This is a genomic window from Paenibacillus sp. D9, assembly GCF_001188365.1.
Lineage (GTDB): Bacteria > Bacillota > Bacilli > Paenibacillales > Paenibacillaceae > Paenibacillus_O > Paenibacillus_O humicus.
The window spans coordinates 4,150,613-4,165,803 of sequence record NZ_JZEJ01000001.1; the positions used below are offsets into that span (position 1 = coordinate 4,150,613).

16 protein-coding genes and 1 pseudogene are annotated in these 15,191 nt (G+C 59.4%); 9 read left to right on the plus strand and 8 right to left on the minus strand.

All coding sequences use genetic code 11. From position 1 onward, the window contains the following. Positions 1 to 2 precede the first annotated feature (2 nt). Positions 3 to 425: a helix-turn-helix domain-containing protein gene (locus VE23_RS18635; protein ID WP_049868773.1), complete on the minus strand. Its 423-nt coding sequence runs from the start codon at positions 423 to 425 to the stop codon at positions 3 to 5. 271 nt (positions 426 to 696) lie between these two features. Here VE23_RS18635 and VE23_RS18640 point away from each other — a divergent pair, with 271 nt between their 5' ends. Both VE23_RS18640 and VE23_RS18645 read left to right on the plus strand, forming a co-directional pair. Then, positions 697 to 993 carry a hypothetical protein gene (locus VE23_RS18640; protein ID WP_021879862.1) on the plus strand — a complete coding sequence of 99 codons (297 nt, stop codon included), beginning with the start codon at positions 697 to 699 and terminating at the stop codon, positions 991 to 993. Beyond that, entirely contained in the window at positions 990 to 1,406 is a 417-nt protein-coding gene (locus VE23_RS18645; RefSeq protein WP_021879863.1) for a phage holin, LLH family, read from the plus strand. Before VE23_RS18640 ends, VE23_RS18645 begins: the two co-directional genes overlap by 4 nt. 193 nt (positions 1,407 to 1,599) lie before the next feature. Here VE23_RS18645 and VE23_RS18650 read toward each other — a convergent pair whose 3' ends face one another. Both VE23_RS18650 and VE23_RS18655 read right to left on the minus strand, forming a co-directional pair. Continuing rightward, complete coding sequence (locus tag VE23_RS18650; protein ID WP_048748624.1) at positions 1,600 to 2,331, minus strand: MBL fold metallo-hydrolase; 732 nt, start codon at positions 2,329 to 2,331, stop codon at positions 1,600 to 1,602. 110 nt (positions 2,332 to 2,441) lie between these two features. After that, a complete protein-coding gene (locus VE23_RS18655; RefSeq protein ID WP_084781585.1) occupies positions 2,442 to 3,989 on the minus strand; it encodes an MDR family MFS transporter in 1,548 nt (515 codons plus the stop codon). 481 nt (positions 3,990 to 4,470) lie between these two features. Between VE23_RS18655 and VE23_RS18660 the strand changes: the two genes are divergently transcribed. The 4 genes from VE23_RS18660 (at position 4,471) to VE23_RS18675 (ending at position 7,694) form a co-directional block, all read left to right on the plus strand. Further along, the gene (locus tag VE23_RS18660; RefSeq protein ID WP_048748625.1) at positions 4,471 to 4,788 is read left to right on the plus strand and encodes a transcriptional repressor; all 318 of its coding nucleotides are present in this window, start codon (positions 4,471 to 4,473) and stop codon (positions 4,786 to 4,788) included. A 349-nt stretch (positions 4,789 to 5,137) separates the two neighbouring features. Then, the gene (locus VE23_RS18665; protein WP_164763110.1) at positions 5,138 to 5,923 is read left to right on the plus strand and encodes an AraC family transcriptional regulator; all 786 of its coding nucleotides are present in this window, start codon (positions 5,138 to 5,140) and stop codon (positions 5,921 to 5,923) included. Between the two features lie 69 nt (positions 5,924 to 5,992). Further along, positions 5,993 to 6,268 carry a GNAT family N-acetyltransferase gene (locus VE23_RS18670; protein WP_021879867.1) on the plus strand — a complete coding sequence of 92 codons (276 nt, stop codon included), beginning with the start codon at positions 5,993 to 5,995 and terminating at the stop codon, positions 6,266 to 6,268. Positions 6,269 to 6,563: 295 nt separating this feature from the next. Beyond that, complete coding sequence (locus tag VE23_RS18675) at positions 6,564 to 7,694, plus strand: hypothetical protein (protein WP_157053995.1); 1,131 nt, start codon at positions 6,564 to 6,566, stop codon at positions 7,692 to 7,694. Positions 7,695 to 7,841: 147 nt separating this feature from the next. On the opposite strand, the gene modB is transcribed toward VE23_RS18675, so the two are convergent. Together modB and modA are read right to left on the minus strand one after the other, a co-directional pair. After that, a complete protein-coding gene (gene modB / locus VE23_RS18680; RefSeq protein WP_049868776.1) occupies positions 7,842 to 8,519 on the minus strand; it encodes a molybdate ABC transporter permease subunit in 678 nt (225 codons plus the stop codon). Next, positions 8,519 to 9,364, minus strand: a complete 846-nt coding sequence (gene modA, locus VE23_RS18685) for a molybdate ABC transporter substrate-binding protein (protein WP_049868777.1) — start codon at positions 9,362 to 9,364, stop codon at positions 8,519 to 8,521. Before modA ends, modB begins: the two co-directional genes overlap by 1 nt. A gap of 150 nt (positions 9,365 to 9,514) precedes the next feature. Between modA and VE23_RS18690 the strand changes: the two genes are divergently transcribed. The 3 genes from VE23_RS18690 (at position 9,515) to VE23_RS18700 (ending at position 12,964) form a co-directional block, all read left to right on the plus strand. Next, positions 9,515 to 10,615, plus strand: coding sequence for a substrate-binding domain-containing protein (locus tag VE23_RS18690; RefSeq protein WP_049868778.1), 1,101 nt, complete (start codon positions 9,515 to 9,517; stop codon positions 10,613 to 10,615). 162 nt (positions 10,616 to 10,777) lie between these two features. Then, positions 10,778 to 11,278, plus strand: a complete 501-nt coding sequence (locus VE23_RS18695; protein ID WP_049868779.1) for a DinB family protein — start codon at positions 10,778 to 10,780, stop codon at positions 11,276 to 11,278. Positions 11,279 to 11,626: 348 nt separating this feature from the next. After that, positions 11,627 to 12,964 (plus strand): MFS transporter, encoded by a 1,338-nt coding sequence (locus tag VE23_RS18700; RefSeq protein WP_048744661.1) that lies wholly within the window; start codon positions 11,627 to 11,629, stop codon positions 12,962 to 12,964. 112 nt (positions 12,965 to 13,076) lie between these two features. Here the strand turns inward: VE23_RS18700 and VE23_RS18705 are convergent, their stop codons facing one another. The 3 genes and pseudogenes from VE23_RS18705 to VE23_RS27455 form a co-directional block, all read right to left on the minus strand. Then, complete coding sequence (locus tag VE23_RS18705; protein ID WP_049868780.1) at positions 13,077 to 13,952, minus strand: hypothetical protein; 876 nt, start codon at positions 13,950 to 13,952, stop codon at positions 13,077 to 13,079. 303 nt (positions 13,953 to 14,255) lie between these two features. After that, positions 14,256 to 14,867 carry a DUF975 family protein gene (locus VE23_RS18710; RefSeq protein WP_048744658.1) on the minus strand — a complete coding sequence of 204 codons (612 nt, stop codon included), beginning with the start codon at positions 14,865 to 14,867 and terminating at the stop codon, positions 14,256 to 14,258. 72 nt (positions 14,868 to 14,939) lie between these two features. Next, positions 14,940 to 15,191, minus strand: a pseudogene (locus tag VE23_RS27455) (hypothetical protein); the annotation flags it as partial.

Sequence of the window (15,191 nt, forward strand, 5' to 3'; positions counted from 1 at the left end):
GCTTAGTCTGGACTGTCCGGGCCGGCGCCTCCTGGGCCGGATTTCCTCCGCGCCTCCTTGTTCAGCCGTTTGGCCTCCCAGGCGATCGATTCCATGAGCTCCAGCATCTTCTGCCGGTCCTCTGCCGAGAATTCATGGCCGTCAAAATAAAGGACCTCGGGCATCTGGATGAATTTCTTGATGTCGCGGCGGTCTCTCGCCGTCGCCCAGGAAGGCATCGGAGCCATGGCATCCTGCTCCAGCAGGAAGCCGGGGGTGACCTCGAAAAAGCCGGCCAGCTTGATCAGCATGTCCAGCCGGGGCTTCGCGAGTCCGTTCTCCCAGGCGTTGTAACGGGCCCGCTTGATGCCGAGGCGGGCGGCGATCTCATATTGGGTCCAGCCTTTCTCCTCGCGCAGCCGGAGCAGAACGCTTGCGAACGACATCGGAGGGAGCCTCCTTTCTGAAATTCCAAATCTTGACGGGAATGCGAATGGCTGTCTATAATTAAAACACGAACACATGTTCCTGTAAAGTCGCTATAAAAGGAAGAGAACGATCCTTTGCCGAATTGGATAAATTAATTATCTAAACAGCTTATCTTTATCGGGAAAGGAGGAGATGCCGCCTGACATTCGGAGAGAAAGAAGGGAAACGGGAGGAGGGAGAGTAGTTAATACAGAATTCCATCCAGCCTTTTGAGGGAGGCGGACTCACTTGGAAACGGGACAGCTGGAGTTGTTGGAGCAGACGGCCCGAGTCGCGGATAAATACGGCCTTTCCGTCGTTTTGCTGCTTATTCTGCTTGGGACGGTATTCCATTTGGTGAAGCTTATCGTAACGGGAGCTCTTGTGCCGAGGGAAAGGCTGGACCGCGCCGAGGAGGAGCGGGACAGGCTCCAGGCGATATTGGACAAGGAAAGGGAGGGGATGATGAGGCCCTTGCTTGCGCAAGGCGGCAATGAAAGGACGGAGGGCGTCCTGGAATCTTCCATCAGCAAAGGAGAACGATGATGAAATTGTCAGATGCATGGCAGCACTGGGCCGGCTTCATGGCCGATCTGGCAGCCGTCTTGCTGTCGCTGACGGCGGCTGCGCTGATTCCCATCCTCAGCGTCAGGGCGCTCCGATACTTGACCGCCAGACGCAACGATCAACAGCGGGAAACGCTGCATCGCATCGCATCCGAGGCGGCGGCTCTGGCCGAAGCGGCGTTTGCGGACGGCAACGGTCCGCGCAAGCTGTCGCTTGCGATCGGCTACGCCCAGGAACAATGCGCGGGAACCGGCATAACGGCTTCAGCGGATACGATTCGCGCCGCTATCGAGAAGGCGGTCATGGATTACAACGCCATGGTGAAGCCATGGTCGGGACTTCCGGCACCGGGAACGATAGCCAAGCCCAAGGGGGAAAGCTACAGCCAGTAATAAGAAGCGGCGGCTCATGGTTTTGCAGCGGCAGCATGCCGGAATAAGCAAGCCGGCATCGATGCATGCCAGAAGCATAACGGAAGATGCCAACTCGGAGGAAGCAGAACCCGAAGAAGCATCTCCGAAAAGCCCGCAGAAGCAAAAGGGGCGGCCGCAGCGCATGAAGCACTGCAGCCACCCCTTTTGGCATTCAGTCGCGCAGCCCTTCCGCCGCTATTTCCGCGATTCGTGCAGAAATTCCTTCTTTCTCATACAAGCCGCCGTGATAACAAAGGACGCGCTGGACGGGCAGCTCCGCGAGCTTGAGCAAGGAGCGGAGCGCCTGTGGCATATCCGGCGTGACGGGCTCGCTCGGTCCGACCAGCTCCCCGTTTACGACTCGCAGGGCGTCGGCGGCGATGAGCAGCCCCTCCTTTTCCACGAAGAGGGAAATATGTCCCGGCGTATGGCCCGGCGTGTGGATAATCTGAATCCCTCCCTGCAAAGGGAGCCTCTCGCCGTCGACGACGAGGCGGTTGACATGGCCGCGAGGCGGGTTCGCGAGCAGAGCTTCGAGCTGCTCAGGCGGCATCGCCTTGGACAACCGCTCGCGGCTGAGCTTGATAAGAGGAAGCTCGCCCTCGATATAAGGCCGCTCATCGGCATGCGCGTACACCTCCAGATGCGGAGTGCACACCTGAAGATTATGCAGCGAGCCGATGTGGTCGATGTCCTGATGGGTGACGATGATCCGCTTGACGTCGGATACGCTCAGCCCCTCGGCTTCGATGGCGCGGACCAGCAGGTCGTATTGCCCCATCATGCCGGTATCGATCAATGTCGCGCCGTCCTCGTCCTGGAGCAGAACGGGGTGAATGGCGCTCTCGGGCTGGCCTTCCCGCATGGGAATGACCAGCGCCGAGATGCGGTCGGTCAGTTTCATTTCGACTCTCCTCTCGAGGGCTGCGATCCTTCGGATCCTCTCCCTGCTTATTGTTTAGAACTAAACCATTTCGTTATAACAGCTAGTTTAGCGTTTGGGACACCCCAAAATCAAGCGGCCTGCTCCTCGCCGGACGGCTCTGGAGAAGAGGACAGCGTCTCCCGCTTCAGCAGCCAGCTCGCGGCGAAGGCGATTGCGGCGATGATGCCGGCCAGCGTAAAGATGAAGGCGAAGGCGTTGCAGTAAACGGACTCGACGGCATGGACGAGAGTCTGGGACAGGCCGTCAGGCATGGCGCCCGATGCGACGGCTGTCTCGGAGCCTGCGGGCAGCCGGTCCGCGATGCCTGCGATGCCCGATTCGATCCTTCCGGACAGCAGGCTGCCGAAGAGGCTGAAGCCGATCGTTACGCCGAACGACTGGAACAGCTGCACCGTTGCGATGGCGCTGCCCGCGTCCCGCTTGTCGACGGATTCCTGGACGATCAGGTTGTCGGAGCCGAACAGCACGCCGAAGCCGGCTCCCAGCAGCAGGAACGCGGCCAGAATAAAGACGATGGAGGTGCCCGCATGGATCGTCGAGAGCATCGCGAACGCCGCGATCGGCAGCGCCAGAGAGGCCACGATCAAATCCTTGTAGGGAAGACGGGTGATGACCCAGCCGACGGCGATGCTGGTTCCGATGCCGCCGGCCATGACTGGGAGCGTCATATAGCCGGATACGGTAGGCGACAAGCCGATGACATGCTGGGCGTAGAACGGAAAGGAAGCCAGGGAGCCTTGAATGCCGAGCATCGTCAGGAAAATCAAAGCCCCCAGCGCGACGATCGTACGGTTGCGGAACAGATGCAGCGGAATGACCGGCTCCTTGGCGCGCGATTCCACCCAGACAAAGGCGGCGAGCAGGACGGCGCCTGCGGCGAGCAGGCCGACGATCAGCGGCGAATGCCACGTGTATGAGCCCATGTTGACGAGCTCGGGAGTCAGCAGGAGCGAGACGATGGCGCCCAGGATAAGCGCGGCTCCCGCCCAGTCGATGGCCGGCTTGCCTTCGCCCTTGGATTCCCGCAGTCCTTTGCCGATCAGAATCGCCGCGACGACGCCGACCGGTATATTGATAAAGAATACCCAATGCCAGCTGATGGCATCCACAATGACGCCGCCGAGCAGCGGACCCGCAAGCTGCGGGATGAACATGATCGGCCCGACGAGGGCCATTAATTTGGCACGCTTCTCTACGGGATACATATCCGTCATGATCAGCATGGCGATCGGCATGAGGCCGCCGGCGCCGATGCCCTGGATGCCCCTGCCGACCAGCAGCATCAGCATGGAGCCGGATGCTCCGCTGACGATCGAGCCGATGATGAACAGAGCCATGCAGGCGAGATAAATCTTCTTGCGGCCGAACAGATCGGCCATCTTGCCGAGAATCGGCATGAAGGCGGTCAGCGCGAGCGCGTAGATGCCGGCGACCCAGCCGTACAGGGACATGCCGTGCAGGTCCCGGATGATGGTAGGCATGGCGGTCGTGACAATTGTTTCGTCGAGCTCGGAGAAGATCAGCCCGATCAGTATTCCCGCGAGCACGATGCGGCTGCTTGTCGCCGCTCCGGCAGCGGGACGGGCGGCGGAGGCCGCGGATGGCTGCAGGGACATAGAAATCAACCTCGCTTCAATATTGGAATGAGGCTACTTTACCGAAGGATTATGGACTGAATGTGAACGATACGGGGGGACTTGGGAAAACGGCTGCTGCCCACCTGATGCTTGCGAGCCGTTCGCATCGGCATACGAGTCGTGGCGAGCGTTGCCAAAGGCAAAAAAAGAGCAGCTCAGGCAAGCATCGACGGCGCTCAATTGACTCAGGCCGAATGGGAACTTCTTGGCCGAGTTCCGAAAATGAACCGGGATTAAATGACGTATAGCTACGATTAACTTCCGGATTACCTGAAACGGAAATTGCCGGAGGAAGTGCACGGATCAAGGCGGGAATTTCCGGTGGCTGAACGCTCCCGCGACCAGGATGACGGCTGGCCCGCTGCCATAGTTGTTTGCGGCAAGAGGTTGAAAATCATTCTCACTTATATTATAATAATTACAAATTAGTATTGATTATATTTAAGGAGTTGACCTGAGGATGAAACGTCTGCCTGTCTCTGTGCTTGAAGATCCAGCCGTCAGGCCGCCTGGATTTCAAGAAGCGCTGCGTCTGCTGGAGAGGAAGGGAATCGCACTGACGGCCGCCAGGTACGATCTCTTGCAATGCATATATAGCTCGGATGCCAGTGTCTCGGTGGAGGAGCTCGTGGATATTCTGTCCGGCAGTCACCGCATGCTGGGAGCGACGATGGTCTACAGCTATCTGCGCGTCTTCAAGCGGCTCGGTCTCGTGCGCGAGCTCGACGCCCGCTTCAGCGCCCGCCGCTACGAAGCCGTCCGGACTTTGGCCGTCTAACCTCCCGGAGTCTGAAGCCGGAGGAAATGGCTTCCTGCCCAAGAAGAATAAGGGCGGCTTGCGCGGGTGAAGCGCTCCCAACTGTGACAGCTGCGTGAAGCTTTTCGCAACCTGCAATCTTTCCCCGGCTGCGGATCGTATAGGAAAACAAGGCGCATTTCTCTTGCAGGAAGACGCTGGAAAAGATCCCCGTGCCGGGGCTTTTCTTCAATTGACATTGAGAATCATTATCAATTATGATGAGAACAATCGGCATCGTCTTCCCGGGCCGTCGCCCGGCGGAGATGAGCGCTGGACTGCCCGGCGACTACGGAATGGCAGGAAAGGACGGTGGAGGCTCATGAGCGGAGTGGAGAGACATAGACTGGATGCGCCGGTGCCTCATACACTGGACGATTTGTGGTTCAAGCTGCGGGATGCCGCTCCATGCGGCATCGAAGTGGATAACGGCCGGCTGAAGCCGGAGTGGGAGGGAGACTTCCGGCTGATCGCCCTGACGGCGGGAGCCGGCAGGCTTGTAGCGGGGGAACGGAGCATTCCGCTGCGCGCGGGATCGGTGTACATCAGCTTTCCGGGGGAGCCGCTCCGGGCAACGGCGGATTCGGCGCATCGGATGGAGATGTTCATCTTCCGGTTCTCGGTCATGAAGGATTCCGCGGCAGACAGAGGAGCAACGGAGGCCGTGCAGGACCCCTTTCCCCGTGTAGAGGAGGTGGCGGCGTATCCCGCCGTCGCGCTGACCTCCCTGTGCAAGTCCATCTGCGCCTGCTGGGGCAGTCTGGACATGCTGGAGAGATTCCGCGGGCAATCGGTGTTCGTTGACCTGCTGCATCGTCTCTTCAAGGAAGCCCAGTCGGGAACGGACCAGGAGCTGGATGCGGCGCTGGAAGTCGTCCGCACCTATATCGAGCAGCATTACGAGCAGGAGCTGACCGTGAAGAAGCTGGCCGAAATGTCGAGAATCAGCCCGCGGCATCTGATGCGCTTGTTCAAGGAGAACTACGGCGTCAGCATCAGCGATTATATCAAGGCGTTGAAAAATCCCGGGAAGCAGGCTTCCCCGGCCATGCCGCGCAGCGCGATCAAAGAAAAATTCCGCCGATCGGGTCCGGCGAATTACCGCGCGGATGCTTAGTCCGGCCGATTCCGGGTAAAAATGAACGGGCAAGGCATTCTACGGTAATCCGGGAAGGGGGCGGCGTTCATGCCGCAGGATCAGCCGGTCAAGGAAGGCAACGGCTATGTCATTCGTCATGAAGGCTCGATTGCTGGAGAAATTACGTATATTCCGTCAGACGGAATATGGATCGTCAACCATACATTCGTGGATCCGGAATTCCGCGGGCAGCAGCTGGCTGGAAGTCTCCTTCAGGCTGTCGTCGACGACGCCAGGAAAGCCGGCGTCAAGATCGAGCCCGCATGCTCCTATGCAGCTGCGCAGTTCAAGCGCCGCAAGGACTACGCCGACGTCCGCGCCTAAGAGCCGGCGGCTGCTGGCGGCGAACTTGTTCGCTGAGGTGTGCGGCTGGGAGACTGGGAGCTGTCTATCGTTCTGAACCAGCCTCTGCCTTCATGGCCGGGGCTGTTGGGCTTGCCGTGCAACCAATTGCATGCAAAAGGCGTCAAATAGCAGAGTCCTAGTTGATTCTACCAGTATCCGCATCTCGGTCCGGCTATGGTATAATACTAGGGAATCTGCCCTTATCCCTATGGGGCAGCCCCTTACCCCGTTCAGCGAGGCTGCTTACGGGAAGCAGAGAGGAAGGAACCTTTACATGGAAAATCAAACTTCCCCGCAAACACAAGCAGGGACATTAGAGCCTGGAATCGCCAATCTGTTGGCTGCAATTTCCGGCGAACTGGATCGTGAAGTAGAGAACGGCCTTCCGGGAGAAGAGGCGGAAGCGCTGCTCGGCATGCTTGGCGAAGCGCGGCAGGCGCTGGAAGCCGGCGAGCATGCGGCGGCGGAAGGGTTCCTGTCCTCCATGAAGGAACGCAAACCGGGGATGGCTCCTCTTCAGGGAGCCCTTGTATACACGATTATCGCGCAGCAGCAATGGGACCGCGTCAAGGAGCAGGAAGAAGTGCTGCTCCAGATGGCTGCGAATCCGGAGCAGGCAGGCGACTTCCAGGGCATGGTGGCGAGCCAGCTGAGCGCGCTCGGCCATGACGGCCGCGCTGCCGAGAAGCTGGAAGCTCTGATCGCGAAGCTTCCCGGACGCGAGGCCGACTTCGTTCCGCTGCTCTCGGCCGTCTACGTGAGATTGGGACGCCCGGAAGAATCGTGGAGCATCATCGAGCAGGCGTTGCCGGAAGAAGGCCAGGAATCGGTTGTCCATCTTCCGCTGGTCGTATCGGCCGTCAACCGTGTCATCGACCTCAAGAAATGGGATGTGTGGGCCAAGATTCAGCTTCGCGTCCGCCGTTACCTCAAGTCGCTGACCGACGAGAACGAGCAGCTCCGCGCCCGCGTCGTGCTTCTCTTGGAGTGCCAGGCTTACATGCAGGCGGGACGCTTCCGCGAAGCGGAAATCTACGCCGAGCTGGCCTACGGCATGGACAGCCATAACGAAGAGGTTCGCGAGCTGCGCAAGCAGATGCAGGAGATGCACGGACTGAGCAAAGAGCTGGAGAAAATGCGCAAGGATGCAGGCATCCATCCCGGCATCGCCATCCGCAATATGGAGTGGTATTATGCCGAATTCAACGAGGAGGCGGCCGTCAGCCTTCGCGCGAGCCTTCCGGAAGAAGTGCTGTCCCGCATCGATGCCGAGCCCGAGAAGCTGATGCACGGCATCCTGCAGCTTCGCTTCCGCTATCCGGCCTTCTACCGCCGCTACCAGGAAGAATGGCAGGAAGTATACAAGCAAAAGCAAGCCGAGCTGGCTCAATTGGCCGGCAAATAACGAACGGCAGCAATAATAGCAGTCATAAACGTTATGGAAGCAAGGAAAAAAAGGCCGGGCACCGTCATCAAATGACGTTGCCCGGCCTTTTTGTGTTTGGATAAGTCTATCGTCTTGCTTTCCGTATTTTGCGTCCAGACGGCTTGCCTAACGCTTGACCGGCTTGCTGCCGGTGAAGAGCAGCAGCAGGAAGGAAATCAGGATGATGGCGGCGGTCCATGCCCAGGCCATCGCAGTGCGGCCGGCGTCAACCGCTACGTAGATCGCCGTCGGCACGGTCTGCGTAATGCCGGGAATGTTGCCTGCGATCATGAGCGTGGCGCCGAACTCGCCGAGGCTGCGTGCGAATCCAAGCAGGAGAGCGCTGAGCAGGGACCGGGCAGCCAGCGGAAGCGCGACATGGATAAGCACCTGAGCCTCGCTTGCGCCGGCGGACCGGGCTGCCTGCTCCAGCTCCGGCTCGATGCCGGCGAAGCCGGCCTTCATCGTCTGGTACACCAGCGGGAAGGAGACCACGACGGCCGCGACGACCGCTGCCCATGGCGTAAAGACGAGCGGAGCGGAGAATACCGCTTCGATCGCCTTGCCTAGGAAGCTGCGGCGGCCGAGCGCAACGAGGAGCACGAAACCGACGACTGTCGGGGGAAGCACGAGGGGGAGCAGGAACGCGGTTTCAAGCAGCAGCTTCCCCCTGAACCCGGATCTGCTCATGAGCCTTGCGGCAGCCGTGCCGGCAGCGAGCGCGACAACGCTCGCCAGCAGAGCTACTTTCAGGGAGAGGATGACCGGTGGCCAGAACAGCTGCCAGTCTATCGACGCCGGCATTATTTCGGATCCGTGAAGCCGTAGTTCTTGAACACGGCCATAGCTTCTTCGGATTGCAGATACGAGTAGAACTGCTCCGCCTCGGGCCGGTGCGGGGTGGCCTTGACGATGGCGGCGGGATAACGGATGGACGGGTAGGATGCGGGATCCACTTCGTAGGCGACGGCTGCTTTGACGGAAGACAGCGCATCGGTCCGGTAGACGAAGCCTGCATCCGCGTTGCCGGTTTCCACCGCCTGCAGGACGGCTTTTACATCCTTGGCCTGAACAAGCTTGTCCTTCAAGGCGTCCCACTGGCCGGCCTTGGCCAGTGCTTCCTGGGCGTATTGTCCGGCCGGGACGCTCTCCGGAATGCCGATGGCGATCTTGCTGAATGCCTGACCGGCAAGCGCATCGAGGGAGGAGATGCTTGGGTTCGCGTCTTTGGGCACGATGACGACAAGCGAGTTGCCGAGAAGATCGCGGGAATCCTCTCCGGCGACGAGACCTTGATCGACGAGAGCCTTCATGTTTTTGGACGAGGCGGACAGGAACAGATCTGCGGGAGCTCCTTGTTCGATTTGCTTCTGCAGGGTGCCGGAAGCGCCGAAGTTGAATTGGAGGGAAATGCTTGGATGGGCGGCTTCAAAAGCGGTCTTGATCTCTTCCAGTGCTCCGGTCAGGCTGGCCGCCGCGGACACCGTCAGCTCGATGGTCGGGGCGGAGGAGGCCGGCGGAGATGCGGAGGCGCCGCCGCTGCCGTCCGGCTGGGTATTGGCTTGCTTGCTGCCGCAAGCGGAGGCAACCAGCAGCATGAGGCCGGCTAGAAGAATCAGGAAAGTTTTGATTCTTTTTGATTTCAGCATTCTCTCTCACTCCAAGTATGGTTTTGTATGGTCTAGTTATAATTAGAATGATTATATATAGATGCAGCGAAGCTGTAAATCCCTAAACCGGCATCATCCGCTATAATAAACGGCATAGAGCGATAGCGGGACAAAAGAGGAGATCAAACCATGAATCAGGAACCATCCTATACGGTCGAGGAAGTGGCCCAGCTGCTTCGCATCTCGAAGCTTACTGTCTACGACCTTGTCAAGAAAGGCCGGCTTCCCGCTTACCGGGTAGGGAAGCAGATGCGTGTGGACGCTTCCGATCTGGAGGCCTACAAGGCGAAATCCAAGAGCCAGACGGCTGTCTCGGCACTTAAGGATGCGGCAGAGAGCGGCATGGAAGCAATGAATGACGGGGCGGGAGCGGACGGTACGGGGAGAGGGGGCTCGCGGGACCGCCGGCCCGAGCCGGCCGCTAGGTTCGGGGGGCTTCCCGCAGGGATAAGCGGCGCTGGAATTCTCTATGGGCAAGACCTGGCTTCTGCTCATGCGGGAAGAATTTCGCATGCGGGAACTCCGCAGCATCAGCTCGTCATTACCGGACAGGACATCAGTCTCGATCTGCTGGCTTCCTTCATGGAGAAGGCGACCGGATCCAGGCCTCTGCGCTCCCATGCCGGCAGTCTGGACAGCCTGATTCAAATGTACAGGGGAGAAGCGGATATCGTGAGTACGCATCTATGGGATGGGGATACGGGTGAGTACAATCTCCCGTATATCACCCGCATTCTTGCCGGGTTCCCGCTGCTTGTGGTGAACCTGCTCGTTCGCCGAGCGGGCTTGTACGTACAGCCGGGCAATCCGCTGGGCGTTTCCGGATGGGCCGACCTGGCCAGGCCGGGAATCCGTTTCGTCAGCAGGGAGCGCGGTTCGGGAGCCCGAGTGCTCGTCGATGAGCAGCTGCGCCTGCTCGGCATTCCTCCGCATAGCCTTGAGCAGGATGGAAGAGTACAGAACAGCCATCTTGGAGTGGCGGCCAAGGTGGCCTCCGGCGATGCGGACGCGGGAGTCGGAATGGAGAAGGCGGCTTCGATGGTCGGGAACGTGGAATTCATCCCGCTGATCCGCGAGCGCTATGATCTGGTTGTGGTCAAAAAGCCGGAAAACGCTCCGTGGATCGGCAAGCTGATGGATATTCTTCAATCGGAAGCTTTCCGAAGGGAACTGGGCGCCATTACGGGCTGCGACAGCTCCGAGACGGGCAAGGTGTGGCTGGATTCCTGAACCGGAGTTCGGTCCGGCAGCCTTTGACGGTCCACACATCGCTATCGGCACATCACTGAAAAGCAGCAGAACTGCCGGCTCCCATGCGGGAAGAGCTTTTTGAGGAGAAGCTTCCCGATAGCTTCGGGATAAAGACGGTCTTGAAAGGAGCTCCATAAGTCCATGACTTATTCGGATCTGATCAAGTCTTACATCCATGATTTGCAGAAATACACGGCGGAGCAGCTCCGGTTCAAATTCTCGGAAGAGGTCTGGTCGCTCGGCCAGATGTACGATCATATGATCGCTGCGGCCCTTGATTATTTGGATCAAGTGGAGAAATGCGCCTACGGAGGCGAGAAGGAGCAGGCAGTGAAGACGGAGGCGGGCGAGCGGCTGTTTGCGCTCGGTAGCTTCCCGCCGGTGAAAATCAAGCTGCCTGACGGGCCGGCCAACTCGCCTTGCAACTCGGACAGCAAGGAGGAGCTGGCACGCAGGCTGGAGCATGTACTGGAACGGATGCAGGAATGGGAGAAAAAGCTGAATCGGATCCATCCGGACAGCAAAGTCAGACATGGCGGATTCGGCTGGCTGAACGCCCGGGAGTGGTTCGAGCTGTCCGGCATGCACTTCCGTCATCATCGGGCCCAGCAGAGGGAGCTGGAACAAAGGCTTGGGCTGTAGGCCGAGCATAATGCAGAAAGAAACGGAGCAGATACGGAGCAGAAAGATACGGATAAAGTAAATCTATCGAGGCAGCTGCAAAGCGGCCGTTCAGGGATCGCTATCCCGGACGGCCGCTTTTTTCTTATGGACTGGTGCGCTAGACCGTTATGCTTATCGGGTCCAACGGATCATGATCGTCGGCAAGCGTAATGCGAGTTCGAATACGTGGACGCAGAGGCTTTCGCCGGAAATCGTTGACATTACATGGAGGGTACAGATATGATGACTTTATAAAGTTATTTATTTCAAAAGTAGAGGATTTTTTAAATCGATCATCCTCCATCAACGAGAAAGAGAGGCAGGAAGATGACCCATCCCAAACTATTCCGGCTGCTGTGGGCCGGACAAAGCCTCTCCAATCTTGCTGATGCGCTGTATCTGCTGTCGGTCATTACAATGGTCTACAAGCTGACCGGCTCGGCGCTGTTCTCCGCATTCGTGGCGCTCTGCCGGGTTGCCGGCCAGCTCACTTGCGGAATCATGGCACCGCTCATCATGGACCGGTTCCGGCTTACGTCGCTGATCAAGCTGTCCCAGCTGATGCAGGTCGCCTTGTTCGCCGTACTCGCTCTGGTGGCGGCGAATATGAGCGTCAGCGGAATTCCGATTGCTCTCCTCCTCATTGCCCTGCTGTCGTTCACGGATGGCATTACGACGCCTGTCCGCAATTCGCTCATCCCCATGTATGCAGGCAAAAACGAGCTGATGAAAGCCAACGGGCTGATGTCCACAACCGACCAGACCGTCATGCTGCTCGGATGGGCAGTGGGCGGCATCCTTGTCACCTGGCTGGGAGGAGGCACTGTCATGGGCTTGACCCTTGCCATGTATGCCGGGGCGCTTGTGCTGACCTTGCAGCTCAAGGAGCCGGCCGCTTCTTCAACGGCTTCGCTTGGCCAAAAGAAACCTGACCCGGCAGGGGAAGCCGGCTTGGAGGCGGCTGCCGGCCTGCCGGAGCTCGGCGACAGCGGAGTCCGGAGCGGCGGCCAAAAGATCGGTGCCTGGGCGTCGGTCAAGGAAGGCTGGCAAAACATTTGGCGCAACAAGACCCTGCGGCTGCTCATTGTGATGGATACCATCGAAGGCACGGTCGGGGCGGCCTGGATCGGCGCGCTCATGCTCGTCTATGCGACCGAGCAGCTGGGCAGGGGGACCGAATGGTATGGAATCATCAACGGAGGTTATTTTGCCGGCTGCATCATCGGCGGCCTGCTCATCGTTGCCTTCACCAAACGCCTGATGCGGCGGCCTGCTCTGTCCATCATGGCCGGAGCGGGTCTGATGGGCCTGATGACGCTTGGCTATGCCGCCACGGAAACGCCATGGGTCGCGCTGCTGCTGGTCATCCTCATGGGGCCGCCTCAGCAGCTCCGCGAGGTGACGCGCAGAACCGTCTTCCAGAGCGCCTGCCCTCCCGAGCAGCTCCCCAAAGTGATGAGCGCCGAAAATACGCTGGTATACTCCCTGCTCGGCCTGTCGGTCGTTCTTCTGTCCTGGATGGCGGACCGATGGGGCATCTCGGCTGTCTATGCCATGACGGGTTCCTTCTACCTGCTGACGGCCTGCCTGGCCGGACTCAACCGAAGCAGGTTCCAGGGGCAGGCTGTTGTTCGGGACGAGGCTTCCGACACCGGGCAAACATAGGGAATCTACCCGTAAAACCTTAAGGCCATCGAGCAAGAATTGCGGGGCATTTCCGGTACGGCTCTGATCTTCATAAGGGCAGGAACACACGCATTCCAGTGCTCCTCGGCGATCAGGCCTGAACCTGGATGCCTTGGGCCGCAAGCTGTTTCTTCACGTCGGCAGCGACGGATGCGCCTCTAAGCTCCAGATCGACGATAGCCTGCTTGTGGGCGAGCAGCTGCTTGGCATAACCGTTCATCATCGCCAGCGAGTTCTCCACGGCCGCGGCATCGTTCTTGCGTGCGGCGGCTCCAAAATCCTTGAGAGCGGCCGCTGCGGCGGATTCGGGAACTTTGGCAGCGGATTGGCGGGATCGGATCGAGAGAGAGAACTCGTCCATTCCTCCCAATGCCTTGCGTGCTGCGTTCATCTTGCGGGTTCGCTCTGCACGGAGAGCTTTCAGCCGATCCTCCTGGATCCGGATCTGCTGCCGGGCCAGCTGAACGGCGGCCTTCATCGTATCTGCCTGCATGCGGACGAGCTTGGCCAATTCCTTGCTGCCGTACTTGGAAGCTGCGCTAGCTTGATGGTTCATGGCCGTATAAGCCGCGTACAAAGGCTCGTAGGCGGACCTCGCCTTCTGCACGGCGGCCTCCTGCTTGGCGATGAGATCGGTGTCAATCGAAGGAATCGACTTGCGGATGGCGGCAGCGTCCCGGCTGTTGCGAAGATGGAGCTCGGCGGCACGAAGGCTTCGTTCCTCCAACTGGGCGGTGAGCGAGACGTAAGCGCCATAATGGGCGTTCAATCTGGCTGCCGCAGGAGCTGCTGCGGCGGCGGCCGTCCGCTCGAAGGCGCTCTTGGCTGCGGGGCTGACGGCGAGAGAAGCGGCAGCCGCCGGGGACGGGGCCGCAAGCAGCATGAGTGCAACAACGAGGGCAGCCGCTACCGAGCCTGCGCGCCGCCAGTCCGAAGCGCGTAAAGACGGAAAAATGGTCGTCGACAATCCAATCTCCTCCTAATTCCGCACGAATGATAGAACGCGAAAAAGCACCGCAGCAAGCAGCTCTCTAGGAGAGCCGCAGGCTGCGGTGCTTCCGCATGTTCCTACACATGTCGTACGATCGTATGTTCTAAATTTAAGGCTGAGAAACGGAAATGTCAAGACAAATTTCATGAAATTGTGCGCATGCTTCTTCAATGTTCTTGCGGGCAGGTGGGACGAGGATTGTCAGGTTTGCTTGCCGTTCACGCCGGTTCAATCCTCATGCCGGGGATGGCGGCTCAAGACGACGATGGCAAGGACAGATCAAAAAGTGGCGGGTACAAGAGGCTCCTCGATCAGATGCCTGTAAAAAACCGCAGCGGACGCCGAGACGTAAGGCATCAGCCACAGCAGGCCGAGCCCGAACGGAATCACGGCCAGGATGGCCCAGCCGAGGAAGCTGAGCTGGAGCACGAAAAGCCGCCATTTATGGCCGGTCATCAGCTGCTTGCTGCGGTCCAGAGCCTCGAGCACTCCCGTCTCCGGATTGTCGGCCAGAATATAATAGGCCTGGGAGTAGCGGTATGCCGCGATAATACCGGGTATGACCAGAAGCAGCGTCCACAGAAACACGAACAACGCCATCAGGAGATAGAGCCCGAGCGCTTTGCCGTAGTAGCGGAAGCCGTCAAAGATCATTCCGACGGCGATTTCCCGCCTGCGCGCGAGCGCAAGGTAAAAGAGGGCCGAGCCGAGCGCGAGCGGACCGGCGACAAGCAGCTCGAGCAGCCCTCCGAACCTGCCGAACTCCTGCAGGATGAAGCTGACCACCACCGGAATGGCGCTGACCGCGATCGCCCGGGCCCATCTGCCGGACAGGGCGGAGCGGGCCTCCGCGCGAATCTCCGCCCGGGACGGCTGAATGTGGGAAGACATGGAATTCCCCCTTCGTGTAAGGTGAATGTCTTCCCCAGCTTATTCAACGCCGCCCGAGCTTAGAAGGCCATCTCACAGCCTGCCGTATGCCCGCAGCGTAAGCAGGCGCTGGAGCGTGACGATGCCGCGCCACTCCATCTCCGCCGCCGGACTCAAGGCAGGGAAGGACATCGGCCAGCCGCCGTCCTCCTCCTGCTCTCTCTCCATCGCATCCAGATGCTCCTCCACGGCAACATCCTCGATGAATTTCCTCGCGTAAGCGTTCGGCTCCGGCGCCCAGTCCAGCACTTTGTGGACGTAGCCTTCCGCATGGAAGTCCAAGCC